The organism is Stenotrophomonas sp. BIO128-Bstrain (genome assembly GCF_030128875.1).
Taxonomy (GTDB): Bacteria; Pseudomonadota; Gammaproteobacteria; order Xanthomonadales; family Xanthomonadaceae; genus Stenotrophomonas; species Stenotrophomonas bentonitica_A.
On sequence record NZ_CP124620.1, the window covers coordinates 4172991 to 4191434 of the forward strand.

Annotated in this window: 14 protein-coding genes and 1 pseudogene; 8 read left to right on the top strand and 7 right to left on the bottom strand. The window is 66.7% G+C overall.

What is annotated here, in order from left to right; all coding sequences use genetic code 11:
• Positions 1–78: 78 nt before the first annotated feature.
• Complete coding sequence (locus POS15_RS18980) at positions 79–1290, bottom strand: FAD-dependent oxidoreductase (RefSeq protein WP_284128671.1); 1212 nt, start codon at positions 1288–1290, stop codon at positions 79–81.
• 7 nt (positions 1291–1297) lie between these two features.
• Entirely contained in the window at positions 1298–1792 is a 495-nt protein-coding gene (locus POS15_RS18985; RefSeq protein WP_046273045.1) for a lipocalin family protein, read from the bottom strand.
• 183 nt (positions 1793–1975) lie between these two features.
• On the opposite strand from POS15_RS18985, the gene POS15_RS18990 reads away from it, so the two are divergent.
• Both POS15_RS18990 and POS15_RS18995 read left to right on the top strand, forming a co-directional pair.
• Positions 1976–2224 (top strand): hypothetical protein, encoded by a 249-nt coding sequence (locus POS15_RS18990; RefSeq protein WP_026070111.1) that lies wholly within the window; start codon positions 1976–1978, stop codon positions 2222–2224.
• A 117-nt stretch (positions 2225–2341) separates the two neighbouring features.
• Positions 2342–4756, top strand: coding sequence for a DUF3772 domain-containing protein (locus POS15_RS18995; protein WP_284128672.1), 2415 nt, complete (start codon positions 2342–2344; stop codon positions 4754–4756).
• A 282-nt stretch (positions 4757–5038) separates the two neighbouring features.
• Here the strand turns inward: POS15_RS18995 and POS15_RS19000 are convergent, their stop codons facing one another.
• Positions 5039–7141 carry a phosphoglycerol transferase I gene (locus POS15_RS19000; RefSeq protein WP_284128673.1) on the bottom strand — a complete coding sequence of 701 codons (2103 nt, stop codon included), beginning with the start codon at positions 7139–7141 and terminating at the stop codon, positions 5039–5041.
• A gap of 284 nt (positions 7142–7425) precedes the next feature.
• Positions 7426–9081: pseudogene (locus POS15_RS19005) on the bottom strand (AarF/UbiB family protein); the annotation flags it as partial.
• 166 nt (positions 9082–9247) lie between these two features.
• Between POS15_RS19005 and POS15_RS19010 the strand changes: the two are divergent.
• Positions 9248–10159, top strand: a complete 912-nt coding sequence (locus POS15_RS19010) for a DUF808 domain-containing protein (protein WP_070472385.1) — start codon at positions 9248–9250, stop codon at positions 10157–10159.
• A gap of 12 nt (positions 10160–10171) precedes the next feature.
• Here POS15_RS19010 and POS15_RS19015 read toward each other — a convergent pair whose 3' ends face one another.
• The 3 genes from POS15_RS19015 to POS15_RS19025 are packed head-to-tail and all read right to left on the bottom strand — an operon-like array spanning position 10172 to position 12974.
• The gene (locus POS15_RS19015) at positions 10172–10831 is read right to left on the bottom strand and encodes a hypothetical protein (protein WP_284128674.1); all 660 of its coding nucleotides are present in this window, start codon (positions 10829–10831) and stop codon (positions 10172–10174) included.
• A 10-nt stretch (positions 10832–10841) separates the two neighbouring features.
• Positions 10842–11354: a sigma-70 family RNA polymerase sigma factor gene (locus POS15_RS19020; protein WP_046273067.1), complete on the bottom strand. Its 513-nt coding sequence runs from the start codon at positions 11352–11354 to the stop codon at positions 10842–10844.
• Between the two features lie 57 nt (positions 11355–11411).
• On the bottom strand, positions 11412–12974 hold the full coding sequence (locus POS15_RS19025) for a GGDEF domain-containing protein (protein WP_019185277.1): 1563 nt from the start codon (positions 12972–12974) through the stop codon (positions 11412–11414).
• Positions 12975–13121: 147 nt separating this feature from the next.
• Here POS15_RS19025 and POS15_RS19030 point away from each other — a divergent pair, with 147 nt between their 5' ends.
• The 5 genes from POS15_RS19030 (at position 13122) to POS15_RS19050 (ending at position 18411) form a co-directional block, all read left to right on the top strand.
• Positions 13122–13760 carry an NAD-dependent dehydratase gene (locus tag POS15_RS19030; RefSeq protein WP_284128675.1) on the top strand — a complete coding sequence of 213 codons (639 nt, stop codon included), beginning with the start codon at positions 13122–13124 and terminating at the stop codon, positions 13758–13760.
• A gap of 71 nt (positions 13761–13831) precedes the next feature.
• Positions 13832–14710, top strand: a complete 879-nt coding sequence (locus tag POS15_RS19035; protein ID WP_019185279.1) for a tryptophan 2,3-dioxygenase family protein — start codon at positions 13832–13834, stop codon at positions 14708–14710.
• A 243-nt stretch (positions 14711–14953) separates the two neighbouring features.
• Positions 14954–16456, top strand: a complete 1503-nt coding sequence (locus POS15_RS19040; protein WP_046273049.1) for a peptide MFS transporter — start codon at positions 14954–14956, stop codon at positions 16454–16456.
• A gap of 8 nt (positions 16457–16464) precedes the next feature.
• Positions 16465–17073 (top strand): thioredoxin family protein, encoded by a 609-nt coding sequence (locus tag POS15_RS19045; RefSeq protein WP_284128676.1) that lies wholly within the window; start codon positions 16465–16467, stop codon positions 17071–17073.
• 117 nt (positions 17074–17190) lie between these two features.
• A complete protein-coding gene (locus POS15_RS19050; protein ID WP_284128102.1) occupies positions 17191–18411 on the top strand; it encodes an ISL3 family transposase in 1221 nt (406 codons plus the stop codon).
• The last annotated feature ends 33 nt before the right edge of the window (positions 18412–18444 follow it).

An 18444-nucleotide genomic window follows, 5' to 3' on the forward strand; every position in this document is an offset into this window, starting at 1 on the left:
GGCGGGACGGCCGACAGCGCTGACGCTAGCAGCCGTAGTTTGAATGATGCCTGTCATGGCGTGCGTTGCAAGGGGAACTCAGCCCAGGCGCTCAAATCCGAACAGCCCGGCCAGCGGATGCCGGCGGCGCTCGATCCGCGACCGCAGCAGCCCGGCGCCGATCATGGAGTAGGTGATGCCGTTGCCGCCGTAGGCCATCGCGAACAGCACCCGCGGCCCCCACTGTGGGTGTGGACCGAAGAAGGGCAGGCCATCGTGGGTCTCGGCGAAGGTGCCGCCCCAGGAGAAGGCCGGCTGCAGCGGCAGGTGCGGAAACAGCTTGGCGATCTTCTTGAGCAGCTTGCCGGTCTTGCTCTCCACACGCCGGTCGCGCCGCGCCGGGAGATCGATGGCGTCGTCTTCGCCGCCGATCAGCAGCCGGTTGTCGCCGGTACTGCGCAGGTAGAGGTAGGGGCGCGCCGATTCCCAGGCCATCGTTTCGCGCAGCGGACCGAGCAGATCCGGGTGGATCGGGTCGGTGATGAAAGCGTAGCTGCTGCGGTTGCGGGCCACCGAGGGCTTCAACCAGCGCTGTCCGGCATAGCCGGTGGCCAGCACCACATGCCGGGCCCGGATGCGTGCACCGCCCAGCGTGGTGGCGGTGACGCCACGCGCGGTGGGGGTGAGCGTGTCGAGCACGGTGCGGTCGTAGACCCCGCAGCCACGCTTGTGCAGCCGCATCAGCAGGCGGTAGGTCAGCCGGTATGGATCGATGCGTGCGGCGAGCGCGCTGAGGATCGCCCCCGGCGCGCGGATGCCGTACTCGTCCGCGACGGCGTCGCTGTCCAGCCAGCGCACGTCGAAGCCATGCCTGGCACGCAGCGCGCATTCTTCGGCCAGTACGGCCTGATGCCCACGCTTGCTCGCGTAGTAGAGGCTGGCCATGCGATGGCAATCCACATCGCGGAACGGCGCGGCCACCGCGCAGATGGCCGGAATGGCATCGGCACACGCCTGGTAGGCCCGTACGGCGGCCTCCTCGCCGTAGCGCTGGGCCAGATCGATCAGGTGGGTGTCGATCTCATACTGCAGCAGCGCGGTGCTGGCCGCCGTGCTGCCCCAGCCGATGTCGCGCTGTTCGATCAGCGCCACGTCATGGCCGTGCGCGCACAGCTCGTCGGCGATCAGCGCACCGCTGATACCGCCACCGACCACCAGCACCTCGCAGTTCAGATCGTTTTCCAGCGGTGGAAACGCATGCATCAGGCCGTTGCGCACGGCCCAGAACGGGTAACCGCTCTTCAGATCCATTGCAGCCTCAGGCGGTGGGATGGCCGGTGTGCGGGGTCTGGATCAGCTCGGACAGGTCGAAGCCCTGCAGCCGCGCCTGCGCCAGATAATGCTCCTGCGTGGTGCGATCGAGCGTGGGGGTACGTGAGAGCAGCCACAGGTACTTGCGGTCCGGGCTGCCGACCAGCGATACACTGTAGTCCGGCGCGATCTGGATCACCCAGTAGTCGCCCTTGGTGAAGGGCAGCCAGCGCAGGCCCTTGGGCAGGAAGCTGACCTCCAGCCGCGCGGTGTCGTTATCGACCGGGCAGGCCTCACCGTCGGCTTCCTCGATCTCGTTGCCCATGCGGCAGCGGTTGACCACGGCGACATGGCCGTTGTCCTTCAGGCTGTAATGCGCGGACACATCGGTGCAGCCTTCCGGCTCGTGCTTCATGGGCAGGCGGGCGATCTCGTACCAGGTGCCCAGGTAACGCGGCAGCTTGAGGTCGGGAACGGTCTTCAGGTCGGGATGTGTGGTCATGGGCAACGGCTGGTGGGAATGCGATCCCACGATGCCGGGCCTGCTGCCACGGCCGGGTGAAGCCGGGGCGAGTACGGCGTCGAGAACGCTGCGTTGTCGATGCGTCATGCTCCGGCCGCGTGGGCGGCGCTATGCTGGGCAGGGGCGCCATGAGCGCTTCTTTCAACAGCGATGGAGATGCGGATGTACCAGGTGATTCTGCTCAAGAGCGAAACCGGCTTTGCCCGCCAGCAGCGGGAGACCGCCGACGACGTGCTCGACCATGAGGGCGTGACCTATACCCTGCGTGCCGGGCCGCGGCAGCCGCTGCCGACCGATCATGCCTGGGACGAGATCGCGGTCTACGCGCCGGAGGAGATCACCGAAGAAGAGTTCCAGGACTGGTACGCGCGCCTGCAGCCGCAGGTCGAAGAGCTCCGCCTGAAGTACTGAGGGCCGCATACCTGTTCTGAACGGGGCCCGGTTTATAGTCGCGGGCAGGCGCGGTGGTCCGCGCGAACCGTTGGTGCTGGCGTGTCGCTTCGTCATTCTTCGTTTGTGGTGCGGTCGTTGTCGTGGCTGCTGTTGTTCGCCTGGCTCGGCGCCGCGCCGATCGCGCTGGCCCAGGCCGGCGACCCGGATCCGGACCCTGCCAAGCAGCTGGCCCAGGCCGAAAAAACCTTCCGGTCGATCAATGACGACCTGGAGGATGCGGCCACCACCGAGACCCTCAAGGCGTTGTCCGACCGCGCGCTGGCCGTCCAGCGCGATGCGGACGGCCTGCAGAGTGCACTGGACCCGCAGCTCAAGCAGGTGGACGCGCGCCTGTCGCAGCTGGGCGAGGTGGCCGAAGGTACCGTCGAGCCACCGGAGGTCAGCCGGCAGCGCAAGGCACTGAACCAGCAGAAGGCCGACATCAACGCGCAGATCGCCCGCGCCAAGCTGCTTTCGGTGGACGCCAAGCAGCTCGGCGAGCGGATCGAGAAGATGCGGGTCACCCAGTTCAGCGAACAGCTGACCCGCAAGGTCGCCTCGCCGTTGTCGCCGGCGCTGTGGCGCAGCTTCGCCAAGGATGTGCCGGGGGATGTGGATCGCTTGGCGATCCTGTACCACATGGGCGTGGACGCCGCGCGCAAGGCGATCGCCCGGCACGGCTGGACCGCGCCGCTGATCGGCCTTGTCGTGGCGCTGGTGATGTTCTTCCCGCTGCGGCTGTGGCTGCGCGCGCTGGGCCGGCGCTTCGCTGCCTCCGAGCGCGCGCCGGATGGCCGCCTGCGTCGCTCCGGGCTGGCGGTGTGGCTGCTGCTGGTCGGCACGCTGCTGCCCGGCCTGGCCGCGGTGGCACTGGTCGAGTCACTGGATGCGATCGGCGCGATCCCGCCGCGCCTGCAGTCGGTGGCCCAGACCTTCGAAGTGGCCACCTTCATGGCCGCCTTCATCGCCGCGCTCAGTGCCTGCCTGCTGGTGCCCAAGCGGCCGTCGTGGCGGCTGCTGTCGCTGGATGACAGCGCGGCCTGGCGCCTGCGCAAGTACGCCTGGGGCGCGGCCGGCCTGACCTGGCTGAGCATCATGCTGGTCGCCCTGGACCGCGCGGCACGTACCAGCGAAGTCACCACGGTGGCCGTGGATGGGCTGATCGCGCTCACGTACATGGCGTTGATCATCGCGATCCTGGTTTCGCTGGCGCGCATGCACAACCGCCAGGCGGCTGAAGCTGCCGAAGCCGAAGCGCGTGCCGATCCCCGCGCCGGTGGCGATGGCAAGGTACGCGGCGCGCCCCGCCGCAGCGGTTGGATCGTGCTCGCGCGCCTGGCCGGCCACATCGCCGTGGCAGCGGCGGTGATCGCCACGCTGCTGGGCTATCTCAACTTCGCGCTGTTCGTGGCCCAGCAACTGGTCTGGGGCGCGGTGGTGCTGATGGCCGTCTCGCTGCTGCTCAAGTTCGCCGATGACCTGGCCACCTGGGCACTCGCGCCCAGCAGCCGTGCCGGGCAGACCATTGTATTGACCACCGGGCTCAGCGAATCGCGGGTGGAGCAGGCCGGCGTACTGCTCTCGGCGGTGCTGCGCGTGGGCGTGATCGTGCTCGGTCTGCTGGCGCTGGCCGCACCGTTCGGCAACCTCAACGCCTTCCTCGGGGGATTGGATTCGCTGTCCGGTGGGCTGAAGATCGGCGAGACCACGCTCCGGCCGAGCAGTGTGATGTACGCGGTGCTGGTGTTCCTGGTGGTCTGGGCGGTGATGCAGGCGTTCCAGCGCTGGCTGAGCGACACCTACCTGCCCAAGACCGAACTGGACGCCGGTGCACGCAACTCGATCAGCACCGTCACCCGCTATCTCGGCATCATCGCCGCAGTGCTGTGGGGCCTGACCGCGCTGGGCATCGGCTTCGAGAAGCTGGCCCTGGTGGTCAGTGCGCTGTCGGTGGGTATCGGCTTCGGCCTGCAGGCGATCACCCAGAACTTCGTCTCGGGCTTGATCCTGCTGGCCGAGCGGCCGGTCAAGATAGGCGACTGGGTCAAGCTGGGCGACCAGGAAGGGGATATCAAGCGGATCAGCGTGCGTTCGACCGAGATCCAGGTCGGCGACAAATCCACCTTGATCGTGCCCAACTCCGAGCTGATCACCAAGACCATCCGCAACATGACGATGGGCAACGCGCAGGGCCGGATCCAGATCCAGTTCTCGGTGCCGTTGAACACCGACGTGGCCGCGCTGCGGCAGATCCTGCTGGATGCATACACCGATCACCCGGGCGTGCTGAGTGACCCGGCACCGTCGGTGTTCATCGATTCGATCGCCAATGGGCAGATCACGATCAACAGTTTCGCCTACGTCTCGGGTCCGCGTGCGGTGTACGGCGCACGCAGCGAGCTGTATTTCACGATGCTGCAGAAGTTTGCCGCCGCCGGGATCGCGTTGTCCGCACCGACGGATATCCATCTGGTACGTGACCCGGCGGCAACGCCGGACCCCGACGCATAACAAGGCCGGTAGGTACCGGCTGTTGGCGGGCAGCGTCCTGATCCGGGTAGTGCCGCGATCCAGGTAGTGCCGGCCGCTGGCCGGCAGCGCGCTGATAGAGTTAGCACCGGCCGGCAGCGCCCTTATCCAGGTAGTGCCGGCCGCTGGCCGGCAGCTGCACGATGCAGAGAGAACCGGGAGCCGGCCAGCGGCCGGCACTACCGATACGACCAGCAGACCTGCTACGGACAGCGGACCCGATACGAACGACGGACCGCCCCGGATGCCCGGGGGAGGGCCGGATCAGCCGCGGTTGCCGCGGCGCGACGGCACCAGCGCGAAGGTATCCACGGCCAGCTTCTCGGCGTGGTTCAACCAGGCGCGCACTTCCAGATCATCCACCTCGTGGTCCAGGCCGAAGCTCAGGTTGATGCGGCCTTCGGCATCGGGCTGCACCCACTGCTGGGCCACCACCACCTTGCGCTGCGAGGAGACGGCTTCGATCCAGAATCCACGGTCCGGCGACTGCTTGGTCACCAGCTGCACCATGTACTGGCCGGCGCGGGTGCGGCGGCCCTTCTGCGTGATCATGTGCGCCTGGCGGATGCTCGGGCGCGGGCCGTTGAACGGGTCCAGCGGGCCATCCACCGCCACGCCACCGCGCAGCTGGTCATCACGGAAGAGCTTGATGCCCTTGTCCTGGTTGACCAGCATCGCGCACCAGTCGCCATCGGCCGAGCCATCCTCGAACGCAGTGCAGCGATCCACGTAGGCCAGGGTATTGGACGGGTCGGCCAGATCGAACTGCTTGGACGTGTTCTCCAGATACACCGACTTCAGATCCCAATGCTTGTCGTACTCCAGCAGCACTGGGGGCTGCACGTGCTGCAGGCCGATCACCACCTGGTTGTCGTCATCGATGCGCAGCTGGCGGGTCTTGTCGCCCAGCCACAGCGAGCGCGAGAACGCGAGGTAGCGCGGGTAGTCCTTGCCGTTGTCGCGGAACACCGCGGCGCTGGCACTGTCCGAACGCTCCGGATGCAGCAGCGAGCGGCCGAAGCCGATCGAATCGATGGCCGGGTCGATCAGGCTCAGCAGCGTGGCGCCCGAGTCCAGCGTCGAGCCGGCCGGCGCGGTCAGCTGGCGCGGAGCGATGTCCTTGCCCAGGAACAGCAACAGATTCTCGCGATCCTGCTTGGCCAGGATGTGGCTGAGATCGTTGGGCATGGCCAGGTGATCGGAGGCGATCACGATCAACGTGTCTTCGCCGTACGGACTGGCCTGGATACGATCGACCAGTTTGGCGATCAGCCCGTCGGTGCACTTGAGTGCGTTGAGCATGCCGATGTTGCCGTGCTCGCTCTGGTAACGGGTGCCTTTGCAGGCCACGGGCAGGTGACCTGCGGGATGATGGGTGTCCATGGTCAGCGTGGTGAGCATGAACGGGTCGCCCTTGCGCGAGAGCTGCACGAAGCGGTCGTACGCCTTGTCCAGCAGCACGTCATCATGCACGCCCCACGGCGAGAAATGCGCGCGCGTGATCTTCTGCGTCTTGAACCAGGCCAGATCATCGACGGTATCGAAGCCGTGCGTGGCCAGGAACTGGCCCTTGCCCGCGAACTGGCCGTTGGCGCCGCCCAGATAGTGGTTGGTGTAGCCCTGCTGCTTGAGGTAGTCGCCCAGGCAGACCGCTTCGGGCAGGAAGCTGCCCATGCGCCCCATGCTGTTCTCATCTTCCTTGGCGGTGGTCAACGGCACGCCGCACATCGAGGAGACCAGGCCGGCGATGGTCCAGCCACCGCCTTCGGCCGAGACCAGCCCACGCACGTCCAGCGACTGCGCGGCCAGCCGGTTGATGTTGGGCATCAGGTCGGGGAAGGTGGTTTCATTGAGATAGGTGCGCTCCAGGCTTTCGCCGTAGATCCACACGATGTTGCGCGGCTTGGTCAGCGGCTGCTGCGGCACGCGGTACTCGGCCTTGACCATGCTGTAGTCGACCGGGCGCATCTGCTGGTACAGGCGCTGGCCATCGCTGTACAGCGGGCTGACCACGATCGCGACGAACCACATCGCCAGGAAGCCGGCGAAGACTGCCTTGCCGTGTGCGGGGCGGTGCCGGCGACGCAGGCGTGCCAGCAGCAAGGGGGTGAGCGAGACCAGCGCCAGTGCGATGAAGCCGGCGATGTAGTGCTTGAAGTCGGCGATGCCGGCGCCTTCCATGTCTGCGCCAAGGTGGTACAGGGTGGCAGCATTGAGGCCATCACCTGACAACTTGTTGATCAACCACCACGCACTGAGGGTCAGCAGCAGCAATGACATCAGGCTTGCCTTCCACCACACCCACTTGTCAGATGCGAGGAACAGCCAGGTGAGCAGCAACAGTGACAGCAGCAGAATCCAGAGCATAAGCACTTTTGGCAGTGGAGACAGGTGGTGATGGACGTCATGACGACGTATGTCCCATCCGACCGGCTGTCCCAGCCACACATGCATGACAAGCCGATGACCCGATCATGCCTGCACGAACCTGACTGAAATGTTTGTTGAAAACGACAGCGGTATTCACGCATCGCATTGCGAGATGCGACGTAAAACAGGCGTGAAGACGTACGCATGATGCTGCATTGCATCGCGCGTTCCGCGGTGTGTTTTACCGGTTGTCTGAATGCGTGACGCGCGTGGTGAGCGCGTCAACGATGCCCGCGTTCTTCCTTGGAGCGCGCACGACGATCGAAGATCAGCGCACTGAGGATGATGCCCAATCCGAGGAAGACACCGATCAACATCAAGGTGAACGCGATGGCGGGATAGCCGAACAGATGCCATCCGGTATCGACCTTCATCATCATCGCGGCGGCCAGTATCAGCGCCGCGGTGACGATGCCGGCAGAGACGCGGTTGGCGATCTTCTGCAGGTTCTCCATCAGGCGGGATTCTTCCAGCCCGGTGACCTTCATCTGCAGGCGGTTCTCGGCCAACAGCGCGAGGATGTCGGTCATCTTGCGTGGCCCGTCGCGCAGCAACTGCTGCATCTCCATCGCCTCGCTGGCGAGGTTGGCGGCCGACAGCGATTTCTTCAGGCGCGCGCGCATCACGTGCTGCAGCTGTTTCTCCACGATGCGCCGGGTATCCAGGTCCGGCGACAGCAGCCGGCACACGGTTTCCAGATTCAACAGTGCCTTGCCCAGCAGGCTCAGCTCCGGCGGGGTGCGCAGGCCGCTGGCGGTGGCAATGCGCACCAGGTCCAGCACCACGCGGCCTTCGGAGAAGCTGCTGTTGGCGGCATAGCGCGCGATGATCTGCCCGGTCTCGCGCAGATAGCGTTCTTCGTCGAAGAACTCCAGCCGCGTGCTGATGCCGATGATTTCATCGGCGACTTCCTCACCGCGCCCATCCACCGCGGCGAACAACAGTTTGAGCAGGCGCTCGCGCAGGCGCGGCGGCATGTGCGCGACCATGCCCAGGTCGAAGATCGCCAGGCGACCGGCCGGGGTGACGCGCAGATTGCCGGGATGCGGATCGGCGTGGATCTCGCCATGCACGAAGATCTGGTCGACATAGCCGCGGATCAGCGCGGCAGCGAGCGGAGCCATCGGCTGCTCGGTACGGCGCACATCGGGGATCATGTCCACGCGCACGCCCTGCGCCAGCTCCATGGTCAGCACGCGGTGGCTGCAGTAGTCCCAGATCGGCTGTGGCACCCACAGCGGCTTGAACGGCTTGAGATGCTGGCCGAAGCGCTGCAGGTTCTCGGCCTCGGCCTGGTAGTCCAGCTCCTGCATCAGGGTCTTGGCGAATTCATTGAGCCAGTCGCGCAGGCGCACGCGGCGTCCGACCTGGGTGAGATGGTCGGCGGCCAGCGCAAAGCTGCGCAGCACGTCCAGATCCGAGCGCAGCTGGGCGGCGACCTCCGGCTTCTGCACCTTGACCGCCACCTGGCGGCCATCGTGAAGCTCGGCGCGGTGCACCTGGGCGATCGAGGCGCAGCCCAGTGGCACCGGGTCGAAGCTGGCAAACAGCTTGGACACCGACGCGCCCAGTTCCTTTTCGATGATCGCCGCGACGCGCTCGACCGGGATCGGCGCAACGTTCTCCTGCATGCGCTCCAGGGCCGTGGCGAACTCCACCGGCACCATGTCCGGGCGGGTGGAGAGCATCTGGCCCAGCTTGACGAAGGTCGGCCCCAGCGATTCCAGGTCGGTGACGAACTGTTCCGGGTTGCCTTCCGGTGGCACATCGTGGACCGCGCCTGCGTCCAGGTTCATGCCGGAAAATACGCCGGAATTACGGTAGCGCAACAGCAGGCGCAGGATCTGGCTGCGGCGGTTCATGCCCTTGACCAGCGACGGCGAACCGGGAAGGACGGGCGTGGTGTTCAAGCAGGACTCCGGGGCGACGATCACCGGCAGTGTGGCCGGGCCGCAGTGGTGGACTGGTGAATCCGCTCCGGCTACCGCGACAGGGGTCGGATCGGTCAGAATCGGCGCTCCCGCTTCCTCCTTTGGATCCACCATGGCCGGTGCCAGTCTGTTCGCGTTGCTCGATGACATTGCGTCCCTGCTGGACGATGTGTCGGTGCTGACCAAGGTCGCGGCCAAGAAAACCGCCGGCGTGCTCGGCGACGACCTCGCGCTGAACGCCCAGCAGGTGACCGGGGTCAGTGCCAACCGCGAGCTGCCGGTGGTCTGGGCCGTCGCCAAGGGCTCGCTGGTGAACAAGGCGATCCTGGTGCCGGCCGCGCTGGCGATCAGCGCCTGGCTGCCCTGGGCGATCACCCCGCTGATGATGATCGGCGGCGCGTTCCTCTGCTACGAGGGCGTGGAGAAGCTGGCGCACCGCTTCCTGCATTCGCGCGACGAGGATGAGCAGCGCAAGGCCGAGCGGGCCAAGGCCCTGGCCGACGAGAAGGTGGACATGGTCGCGTGGGAGAAGGACAAGGTGAAGGGCGCGATCCGCACCGATTTCATTCTGTCGGCGGAGATCATCGTACTGTCGCTGGGCGTGGTCTCCAGTGCACCGTTCCTCAACCAGGTCAGCGCGCTGGTGGTGATCGCCCTGGCGATGACGGTGTTCGTCTACGGTCTGGTCGCCGGCATCGTCAAGCTGGACGACCTGGGCCTGTACCTGTCGCGCAAGGGCGCGGCGCTGGCCGCAGTGGGCCGGGGCCTGCTGGTGGCTGCACCGTGGCTGATGAAGTTCCTCTCGGTGGCCGGCACCGCGGCGATGTTCCTGGTCGGCGGCGGCATTCTGGTGCACAGCATCGAACCGCTGCACCACGCCATCCTGGAGATGGGCGGTGACGGCAGCTGGGGCTGGTTGATCAATGCGCTGGGCAACGTGATCGTCGGCGTGGTGATCGGTGCGGTGGTGCTGGCAGCGGTGACCGGGTTCCAGAAGCTGCGCGGGTCCAAGCCCGCGCACTGACGGCCGGCCGGTTCAGGTCGGCGTCCAGCCGCTCAGGGCGTCCAGCTCGGCGCGGGCGCGGGCCAGCCGGCGCCCGGACAGCGCGTCGATTGCGCGCTGCAGCCACGGCGACGCCGGTGCGTGCTGCACCCAGCGGCGGGCAAGGAGCACCGCGGCCAGCATGGCCAGCGCCCCCGCCGCCAGCGAGGCCAGCAGCCACGGTGCGGCCAAGGCCCCCAGGTCCACCCCCCAGGCCTGCCAGGCCACCAGGACCGGCACCGCCAGCCACAGCCAGCACCACGGCAGGCCGAGCAGCAGCTCGGTCAATGCGGTGTGCCGGGCAAGCGCGGCCAGCTGCTGCGATTGCTCCACCACCGTGTGTGTCGGCTCCAGCTGCCGGCGGCGATGCAGGCGGGTGATGCTGGCGATGATCACCGCGATGCAATAGGCGTGCAGCGCCATCGCGCTGAGCATCACCGCCAGCGGCGGTTGCTGCCACCACTGGCTCCCGCAGTACACCGCCAATGCCAGCCAGGCCACCAGCTGCAGCCCCTGCCAGAGGCTGAAGAGCCCGAGTTGGCGCTGCACCGCCCGGTGCCGATGGCTGCGCCACGCCTCCAGCGCGAAGGTCTCCTGCGCATCCGCGTGCTGGCTGGTGCTGTTCCACAGCTGCTTGAGGTCATCCGGTTGCATGGCGGGGTTCTCAGTCGGTGGGGTTCAGGCGCGTGCGCAGCTGCTGGCGCAGGCGGTGCAGGCGGGTAGAGACATTGGCGACGCTGATGCCCAGCACTTCGGCGATCTGCCGATGGTCGTGATCGTCCAGGTGCAGCAGCATCAGCGCACGATCCAGCGGCGGCAGCGCGTGGATGGCGACCTCCAGTTGGTGCAGCGCGTGACGCTGCTCGGGCGGCGCGCTTTCGTCGGCGGCGGGCAGGTCGTCGTCCAGCGCGGCGTGGTGGCGCTGCCGATGCTGCTGCCGGCGCCATTGCGAGATCGCCACGTTGAGCGCCACCCGGTACAGCCAGGTCGAGAAACGCGCCCGCGCCGGGTCGAACGCCTCGAAGGCCGCCCAGGCCTGCACGCTGATCTCCTGGACCAGATCGAGCCGGTCCTCGTGCTGCGGGCAATAGCCGCGCGCCACCTTCAGCACGATGCCGCGGTGCTGCTCCAGCAGCGCGGCGAAGCGCGGGCGCAGATCGGTGTCGGTGGCGGGCAGTGTCATGTCCATACCCGGATGATTCGCGCCGCTGCGCCGAATATCACAGGCGCAGGCTCAGCGCGGCGGCTCGGCCGCCAGTACCCGGTTCTTGCCGACCCGCTTGGCCGCATACAGCGACGCATCGGCGCGCCGCAGCAGCGCCTCGGCCGGCTCGCCCGGCTGCCACTGCGCCAGCCCGGCACTGAAATGCACCGGCACGCGCTGTTCGTCCAGCGGCAGCGGCCGCTGTGCCAACGAGCGCTGCAGCCGCAGCAGGGTGGACATGCTGTCGGCCGCCGGGGTTTCCGGCAGCAGCAGGACGAACTCGTCGCCACCGAGCCGGGCGATGGCATCGCTGCTGCGCAGGTGCAGCTGGCAGACGCTCACCAGGTGGCGGAGTACCGCATCGCCACCGGCATGGCCGTGCAGGGTGTTGGTCTGGTGGAAATCGTCCAGGTCGAGCAGCGCCAGCGCCAGTGGATGGCCGTGGCGTGCGGCGCGCGCCAGCTCGCGCTCCAGCAGCTCGTCCAGACCGCGCCGGTTGAGCGCGCCAGTCAGCGGGTCGGTACGGATCAAGCCGGACACCTCGCGCAGCTCCTGCTCCAGTTCGGCGATGCGCTGTTCGGCCTGTTCCACTTCGCGGCGTGCATTGCCCAGGTGGTCGCGCGCCTGCAGCGCCTGGTCCTGCACGCGCCCGGTGTCCTGCAGCACATCCTGCAGCAGCTGGTTGAGGTCGGCGATGCTGCGCGCTTCCTTCAGGGCCAGCGCGTAGCTGCTGATCCGGTCGTGGTACTCGCCGGTGCTCACCGCCATGCCGTCCAGGCGCTCGATGAAGCCACCCATGACGTTCTTCATCGCCGCCTTGGATTCGACGATGCCCTGCTTGAGCAGCCCCTGCTTGTAGATCACCTCGCGCAGGTTGGCGCGCGCCTGTTCGACCGAATCGCGATCCAGCGGGCCGCCAATCAGTGAGCGCACCGCGTGGACCTGGCCGTGCAGCCAGCTGCTGTCATCCAGCAGCTCGCTGATGTTGTCCAACAGCAGATCGAACAGACTCAGCAGCAGCTCCTGCTGCTCCTGCCAGCCGTCGCTGCGCACGCCGATCTGGTGCGAGAGCTCGCGCAGCCGCTGTTCGATCGGCTGCAGCGGCTGGCCAGGATGCCAGTGGCGCAGTTCACCGGCCAGCTGCACCGGCTCCTCGCGCAGCTCGGGCATGTTCTGCAGCAGGCTGGCCACGGTCACCCCGACGGTGTGCCGCAGCAGCTCGCGCAGGCGCAGGCTGTCAGGCTGGCCGTCGGGCGTTTCCTGCTCGATGGTGCGGATGTACTTGTCGATCAGCTGGCGCATCGCGCGGCCATAGCTCACCCAGTCCGCGCTGCGCTGCGCCGACTGCAGGCGCAGGCCCATGTCGCCCAGCTCGCCGGGCAGGGTGGACATGCCATTGGCGAACGCGGCCAGCAGCGGCTCGGGCGCATCGATGCCGGCGAACAGCCGCTGCAGCATCGCGCTGCTGCCGCCTTTGGGCCCGGGCGCCGGCTCGCTGGCGGTCTCCACCCCGGTGCCCACGCTCTGTCGCCGCGACAGCAGCCGCCCGACGGCGGTGCCGGGGCGGGGGGAAGCGTCGTGCGGGTCCGTCATGCGGCAGGTCCTTGGCAGTGACCGGCGAGGGGCGCCGGGGCGAGGGGAGGTGGCAACAGTATCGGCGCGCGGCACGCCGGCTTGAACGCGGGGCCCGCTACGCCCGATATGCCACGATGGTAGGCAATCTGACCGCAGGAGCGTGCGATGAAGGTGATGCTGGTAGGCGCGACCGGACTGGTCGGGGGCCATGTGCTGCGGCAACTGCTGGATGACCCGCGTTGCGATGCGGTGATCGCCCCGACCCGCCGCGCGCTGAAGACCACGGATGCAGCGCTGCTCAACCCGGTGGTGGACTTCGCGCAGCTGCCGGCCGGGGCCGACTGGTGGGCGGTGGATGCCGTGATCTGTGCGCTTGGCACCACGATCAAGCAGGCCGGCAGCAAGGAGGCCTTCGCACGGGTCGACCATGATTTCCCGCTGGCCGTGGCGCGGCTCGCGCGTGCCCACGGTGCGCATGCCTTCGCATTGAACTCGGCGATGGGCGCCGACCCGGGCTCGCGGATCTTCTATAACCAGGTCAAAGGACGGTTGGAGCAGGACCTGCGGGCGCTGGGCTACCCCTCGCTGACCCTGGTCCGGCCCGGGCTGATCTGCGGTGAGCGTGCCGAACGGCGTACCGGCGAGCATCTGGCCAGCGTGGTGCTCGGCGTGCTCGGCCCGGTGCTGCCGCGCGCCTGGCGGATCAATCCGGCCGGGAACATCGCCGCCGCGCTGGTCGAGGCGGCGTTGGTGCCCACGCCCGGCGTCAGGATCGTGGGTTCGGCCGACCTGGCGGAGCGGTGAGCCGCTGACGGCCGGATGCGCGGCGACCCGGTCACTGCGCTACCCTTTCAGCCCCTTTAGCGGTCCCTGCCATGTCCGTCGACAAGAACCAACGCGATCTCGAAGCTGGTATCCACACCGATCTGGAGGGGCGGCTGACCTACGGCGGCTACCTGCGCCTGGATCAGCTGCTGTCGGCCCAGCAGCCGCTGTCCAACCCGCCGCACCATGACGAAATGCTGTTCATCATCCAGCACCAGACTTCGGAGCTGTGGCTGAAGCTGCTGGCGCACGAACTGCGCGCGGCGATCGGGTTCCTGCAGCGCGACGAGGTCTGGCAGTGCCGCAAGGTGCTGGCGCGCAGCAAGCAGGTGCTGCGCCAGCTCACCGAGCAGTGGTCGGTGCTGGAAACGCTGACGCCTTCGGAGTACATGGGCTTCCGCGATGTGCTGGGCCCGTCCTCGGGCTTCCAGTCGCTGCAGTACCGTTACATCGAGTTCCTGCTGGGCAACAAGAACGCGCAGATGCTGCAGGTGTTCTCGCACGACCCGGCCGGCCAGGCCCAGCTGCAGGAGGTGCTTGATGCCCCCAGCCTGTATGAGGAGTTCCTGCGCTACCTGGCCCGCTTCGGCCACCCGGTCCCGGCCGGCTACCAGGGCCGCGACTGGCAGCAGCCGCACGTGGCCGACGACGCCCTGCACCCGGTGTTCGAGCGGATCTACCAGAATACCGACCGCTTCTGGCGGGAGTATTCGCTGTGCGAGGACCTGGTCGATCTGGAGACCGCCTTCCAGCTGTGGCGCTTCCGCCACATGCGCACAGTGATGCGGGTGATCGGGTTCAAGCGCGGCACCGGCGGGTCCAGCGGGGTCGGCTTCCTGCGCCAGGCGCTGGAGCTGACCTTCTTCCCGGAGCTGTTCCAGGTGCGCACCACGATCCGCAACGACGACCCGATGCCGCCGGACGCCTGATCGGGCATCGGCCGCAATAAGCCTATTCATATTTACCTGCCCCATCCGCCGTAGGGTGCGGCAGGCCCCGCCGTTGCTGCGCTGCCGGTCTCTGGCCGGAAGTTGCAGATGCAAGTTCAGCGACCATGCTGCCAGCGGTACACATCAGCGTGTATTTGACGTGAACGTGGTTGGTCTGGGATTCTCCCGCGCTGCTTTCGCACATCGGACGTGCATGTCTTCCACCGAACCCAGGAATCCCGCATGAGCGTAGACGCCGCCGCGAAATCCGTTCCCGATCCGGCGCTGCCGGAGTTCAAGACCACGCTGGGCCATCCGCGCCCGTTGTGGATGCTGTTCATGACCGAATTCTGGGAACGCTTCGCGTTCTACGGGATCCGCTGGGCCCTGGTGCTGTACATCGTCGCGCAGTTCTTCGACGGTGATTCGGCCGGCCAGGCCGCGGCCAGCCGGACCTACGGCGCCTACCTGGCGCTGGTCTACGCCGCCGCCATCTTCGGTGGCTACGTCGCCGACCGGGTGCTGGGCTACCAGCGTTCCATCCTGACCGGCGCGGTGATCATGGCTGCCGGCCTGTTCATGGTCGCGATGCCCAACAAGGAAATCTTCGAGCTGGGCCTGGCCACGATCATCATCGGCAACGGCCTGTTCAAGCCCAACATCTCGACCATGGTCGGCAAGCTGTACGGCCTGAAGGATGAGCGCCGCGACTCGGGCTTCACCATCTTCTACATGGGCATCAACATCGGCGCGATGATCGCCCCGGTGCTGACCCAGTACCTGGCCGAGCGCGTGTTCGGCACGCAGGCGATGCCGTCCTACAAGATGGTCTTCATCGCCTCGGGCATCGGCATGCTGATCAGCCTGGCCTGGTTCTACGTCGGCCGTGCCGGCCTGAAGGGCATTGGCGCCCCGCCGGCCGGTGCCGAAGGCTACGGCCGCATCGTGATGGTGTTCATCGGCGCGATCGTGGCGATCCCGGTGGCCTTCTTCCTGCTCTCCACCGGCGCCACCGCGCTGGCCTGGATCCTGGGTGTGATGTTCATCGCGCTGGCGATCCTGCTGCTGGTCGAAGGCATCCGCGAAGGCAAGGTCCAGCGTGACCGTGTGATCGCGATGCTGATCATCTTCACCTTCAACGTGATGTTCTGGATGTTCTTCGAACAGGCCGGCAGCTCGTTCACCTTCCTGGCCGACAACATCGTCAACCGCAACCTGGGCGGCTGGGAATTCCCGACCGCCTGGTTCCAGTCGGTCAACTCGGTGGCGATCATCACCCTGGCCCCGATCATTGCCTGGATCTGGATCAAGCTGGGCCGCGCCAACCCGTCGATCCCGCGCAAGTTCGGCCTGGGCCTGCTGTTCAACGGTGCGGCGTTCGCGCTGCTGATGGTGGCGCTGTCGAGCATGGTCGTGGACGGCAAGATTCCGTTCTGGACGCTGTTCATGGTCTACGTCATCCAGTCCATCGGTGAGCTGTGCCTGTCGCCGATCGGTCTGTCGATGGTGACCAAGCTGGCCCCGGTGCGCCTGGTCGGCTTCGGCATGGGCGGCTGGTTCCTGTCCACCGGCATCGGCAACAACATGTCCGGCATCTTCGCCGGCGTGGTCAGCGGCGAAGGCGGCATGACCGTGGAATCGGCCCTGAAGGGTTACACCTTCGGCTTCTGGGCGTTGATCATTTCCGGCGTGGTGCTGTTCCTGGTCGCCCCGCTGATCAACAAGCTGATGCACGGCGTCAAGTGAGGACCGCGATGCGCATGAAAGCAGCGGCAATGTCGATGATCGCGGCCGGCCTGCTGGCCGCCTGTTCACCGTCGTCGGCGCCCACCGCTGCGCCTGCGCAGCCGCTGGACACCTCCGAGCAGAAAACCCCGGTCGCCGATCCCGGCGCACCGGTGGCCTCGGGCAACACCCCGGCCGCGGCGGACATCGCCGCGATCGCGGCGCTCAACGCCCAGTTCGATCCTGCGCGTGATCCGGTCGCCGATCTGGCCACGGCCAAAGTCGAGGCCCAGCGCGGTGGCAAGCGGATCATCCTGGATGTGGGCGGCGAGTGGTGCCCGTGGTGCCATCTGATGGACGGGTTCATCGAAGGCGATGCGGAGATCCGCAGCTTCCGCGATGCCAACTACGTCTGGATGAAGGTCAACTACAGCGAAGAAAACGAGAACGCGGCGTTCCTGTCGCAGTTCCCGGCAGTGAAGGGCTACCCGCACCTGTTCGTGCTCGACGCCGACGGCACGCTGCTGCACTCGCAGTTCACCGGCGAGCTGGAAGCGGACAAGGGGCAGAAAAAGGGCTACGACCGTGGCCGCTTCTTCGCCTTCATGAAGCAATGGGCGCCACCGAAGGCGTCGTGATCGAAGAGGCCGCGGATTCCGCGGCCTTTTTTTTGGTTCTTCTCCCATCTGAGGGGAGAAGGCGCACGGCCGACCAGCTAGATTTGTAGTTGTCGAGAAAACAAACCGAGGCCGGCCGTGGCCAAGCTGGATTGTATGCCGTTGCTGGGAGGCTGGGCGGGGTATCGCCTGGATGGATGGCGCCGCGAGGCACGTGGCGGAGCCACGTGGCTGGTGCTTTCGCTGTTGCCTGATTCACGCCGCCGACGACGCTGCAGTGGCTGCGGCAAGTGGGTCGTGGCCATCCACGACCAGACGCTCCGGCGCATCCGTGACTTGCCCGTGTTCGACGAGCCGGTGGAGTTGGAAGTCCAGCGGCAGCGGCTGGCCTGCCCTCGCTGCGGGCCGAAACTGGAGCACTTGGATTGGCTGGAGCGGCATGCCCGGGTAACGCAACGGCTTGCGCAGAGCGTGGCACGCATGTGCGCCACCACCTCGATCCATGCCACCGCAAAGTGGCATGGTCTGGACTGGAAGACGGTCAAAGCGCTTGATTTCAGGCATCTGATGCAGACGCTGGGCCCAGTGGACCTATCGGACGTACGCGTGATCGCGATGGACGAGTTTGCGATCCAGAAGGGGCATCGCTACGCCACCGTGGTCGTCGAGCCATCGCGCAAGCGCGTGCTCTGGGTCGGCCGAGGACGCAGCCGCGCTGACATCCGTCCCTTCTTTGAACTACTCGGCAGGGTCGGTTGCGAACGCATCCAAGCCGTAGCAATGGACATGAATTCGGCCTTTGATGTGGAGGTCAAAGCCCAGTGCCCCAATGCTGAAGTGGTCTACGACCTCTTCCATGTCGTGGCCAAGTACGGGCGCGAAGTCATTGATCGGGTGCGGGTGGACGAGGCCAATCGCCTACGCACCGACAAGCCCGCGCGACGGGTGGTGAAGACCTCGCGCTGGCTCCTGCTGCGCAACCGGCAAAACGTCCCGGCCGAGCAGCGCGTCCAACTCGAGGAGCTGCTGGCCGCCAACAAAGCCCTGCTGACCACTTATCTGCTCAAAGACGACCTGAAGCAGCTGTGGCGCTACCGAAGCCAGAGCTGGGCGGAGAAGGCCTGGCGGTCATGGAAGCATCGCGCCCTGCGAAGCGGGCTGGAGCCGCTGCGCATCTTTGTCCGCCGTCTGCAGCCTTATCTCCCGGGCATCCTGGCCCACTGCCGATGGCCGCTCGGGACGAACCTGGTGGAAGGCATCAACAACAAGATCAAGGTCATCAAGCGCGTTGCCTACGGATACCGAGATGACGCGTACTTCTTCCTGAAGATCCGGGCGGCCTTCCCCGGAGTTGGGTGAAGAACCTTTTTTTTGCGCTCAATTTGTCGGCCA